Consider the following 3,043-nt stretch of genomic DNA (forward strand, 5'->3'; position numbering starts at 1 on the left):
TCCAGATCCGCAGTCGCCCGCGGCACCCTTGCCGTTCAGCTAACTCTTCCCCTTGTCGGGCGAGTAGAGGACTTGCACCTCCCAGTGAGTGCGCCCTGCCGGGCGCACCGTAAAAAACCGCCAGGGCTTGCGCGCTGGCGGTTGTTGAGCATGCGGCCGAAGCCGCACTCAGACTAACTTAAGCGGCTGGCGCTTCGTTGCCTTCAGCAGCTTTCATCGACAGCTTCAGACGGCCGCGGTCGTCCGTTTCCAGCACTTTGACACGCACCAGCTGGCCTTCTTTCAGGTAATCGGCCACGGCGTTGACGCGCTCGTTGGCGATCTGGCTGATGTGCAGCAAGCCGTCCTTGCCTGGCATGACTTGCACGATGGCGCCGAAGTCCAGCAGTTTCAGCACGGTGCCTTCGTAGGTCTTGCCCACTTCGACGGAGGCGGTCAGTTCTTCGATGCGGCGCTTGGCTTCCTGGCCGGCAGCAGCGTCGACGGAAGCGATGGTGACCACGCCTTCGTCGCTGATGTCGATCTGGGTGCCCGTCTCTTCGGTCAGCGCGCGAATCACGGCGCCGCCCTTGCCGATCACGTCACGGATTTTTTCCGGGTTGATCTTGATGGTGATCAGACGCGGTGCGAAATCGGACAGTTCGGTTTTGACGTGCGGCATGGCTTTTTGCATTTCGCCCAGGATGTGCTCGCGGCCTTCCTTGGCTTGCGCCAGTGCCACTTGCATGATTTCCTTGGTGATGCCCATGATCTTGATGTCCATCTGCAGCGCCGTGATACCGTTGCGGGTACCGGCTACCTTGAAGTCCATGTCGCCCAGGTGATCTTCGTCGCCCAGGATGTCGGACAGCACGGCAAACTTGCCGCCTTCCTTGATCAGGCCCATGGCGATACCGGCCACGTGTTCTTTCATTGGCACGCCGGCGTCCATCAGTGCCAGGCAGCCGCCGCAGACCGAAGCCATCGACGAAGAACCGTTCGATTCCGTGATTTCCGATACCAGGCGCACCGAGTAGCTGAACTCTTCAGCTGCTGGCAGGGCGGCGATCAGCGCGCGCTTGGCCAGGCGGCCGTGGCCGATTTCGCGGCGTTTCGGCGTACCGACACGGCCCGTTTCGCCGGTGGCGAACGGAGGCATGTTGTAATGCAGCATGAACGAATCGGTGAACTCGCCCATCAGCGCGTCGATCTTCTGGCTGTCGCGGGCGGTGCCCAAAGTTGCCACGACCAGCGCTTGCGTTTCGCCGCGCGTGAACAGGGCCGAACCGTGGGTGCGTGGCAGCACGCTGGTGCGGATCGAGATCGGACGCACGGTGCGCGTGTCGCGGCCGTCGATGCGTGGCTCGCCGTCCAGGATTTGCGTACGCACGATTTTCGCTTCGATGTCGAACAGGATGTTGTTCACTTCCGCGCTGTCGATGGACGCGCCGCCGGCGGCAGCCGCTTCGGCCGACAGATCGGCGATCACTTCCGACGTCGCTGCTTTCAGCTTGGCCGTACGCTCTTGCTTATCCTTGGTTTGATATGCGTCATTGATCTTGGCGTTGGCGAAATGCGCGACGCGGGCGATCAGTGCTTCGTTTTTCGGCGCAGGCGCCCATTCCACTTCCGGCTTGCCGCCGTCACGCACCAGGTCGTGAATCGCGTCGATGACGACTTTCATCTGGTCGTGGCCGAAGACCACGGCGCCCAGCATGATTTCTTCGGACAGCTGTTTCGCTTCCGATTCGACCATCAGCACGGCCGTTTCGGTACCGGCGACAACCAGGTCCATTTCCGACGTTTTCAGTTGCTGGACGGTCGGGTTCAGGATGTACTGGCCGTTGGCGTAACCGACGCGCGCAGCGCCGATCGGGCCGCTGAAAGGCACGCCCGAGACGCACAGGGCGGCCGATGCGCCGATCATGGCGGCGATGTCCGGATCGATTTCAGGGTTGACCGACAATACGTGAATGATGACTTGCACTTCATTCAGGTAGCCTTCCGGGAACAGCGGACGGATAGGACGGTCGATCAGACGCGATGTCAGTGTTTCTTTTTCGGAAGGACGGCCTTCGCGCTTGAAAAAACCGCCCGGGATTTTACCGGCAGCATAGGTTTTCTCGACATAATCAACCGTCAAAGGGAAGAAATCCTGGCCTGGCTTGGCATCTTTGCGTGCCACCACCGTTGCCAGAACGACGGTATCTTCGATCGACACCAGCACTGCGCCGGATGCCTGACGTGCGATTTCGCCCGTTTCCAGGGTCACCTGGTGTTGACCGTACTGGAAGGTTTTCGTAACTTTGTTAAACATGGGGTATCCCTTTTCTAATTGCCGACAGATTTTCAGGGGCTGTCGTTCACCTCACCACAGGCGGCGGAAAAATCGTTGCCACCTTTACCACTTTACTTTTAAAACATGATATCGGTAAGAGAATACTTTACTTACAGATATAAATCCGGAATTCAAATGACAAAATGCCCGCGTCAGCGAACTGGCGCAGGCATTTCTGTATAAACCTTGTACGGCAAAAATTACTTGCGCAGACCAAGTTTAGCGATCAGGTCGCGATAACGGGTAGCGTCTTTAGCCTTCAGGTAAGACAACAGGCTCTTACGACGGTTGACCATCATGATCAGGCCGCGGCGGGAGTGGTGATCTTTCGAGTGGGCTTTGAAGTGGCCGTTCAGTTCGTTGATGCGAGCTGTCAGCAGTGCAACTTGCACTTCAGGGGAGCCGGTGTCGTTTTGACCACGTGCGTTGTCCGCGATGATAGCGGCTTTGTTGATGTTTTCTACTGTCATGATAAACCTTTCACATGCGGTGCACAGAGTCTGAACCCTATCCACCGTGAACTACGATTATTAAAATACTGGCCTATGCTGCCAACCAGACGCGCAAGTATATCGGAAAAATGCCCGCCTGTATCCTGCCGTGCGCGCTTTTGTTAGCCCAAAGTAGTAATGTCCCCTTCGTGCAAAGTAGTAATGTCCCCTTTTGGGATAAACGGGCACGAAATCATGGTGACGCAGATGAGCGACAAGGAAGTGCTGAGATCCC

General features: G+C 57.7%; 2 protein-coding genes. Both read right to left on the reverse strand.

Annotated elements, in window-relative coordinates; translation table 11 throughout:
- Positions 1 to 178: 178 nt before the first annotated feature.
- On the reverse strand, positions 179 to 2,296 hold the full coding sequence (pnp, locus tag ACQ4WS_RS25360; protein WP_426070619.1) for a polyribonucleotide nucleotidyltransferase: 2,118 nt from the start codon (positions 2,294 to 2,296) through the stop codon (positions 179 to 181).
- 221 nt (positions 2,297 to 2,517) lie between these two features.
- Positions 2,518 to 2,787 carry a 30S ribosomal protein S15 gene (rpsO, locus tag ACQ4WS_RS25365; RefSeq protein ID WP_010399743.1) on the reverse strand — a complete coding sequence of 90 codons (270 nt, stop codon included), beginning with the start codon at positions 2,785 to 2,787 and terminating at the stop codon, positions 2,518 to 2,520.
- Positions 2,788 to 3,043 lie beyond the last annotated feature (256 nt).

The organism is Janthinobacterium leeuwenhoeki, assembly GCF_051380795.1.
Classification (GTDB): domain Bacteria; phylum Pseudomonadota; class Gammaproteobacteria; order Burkholderiales; family Burkholderiaceae_D; genus Janthinobacterium.

What these genes read in the sequence shown, in the direction of transcription:
- pnp (WP_426070619.1), bottom strand. Translation starts at nt 2,296, where the DNA reads ATGTTTAACAAAGTTACGAAAACCTTCCAGTACGGTCAACACCAGGTG.
- rpsO (WP_010399743.1), bottom strand. Translation starts at nt 2,787, where the DNA reads ATGACAGTAGAAAACATCAACAAAGCCGCTATCATCGCGGACAACGCA.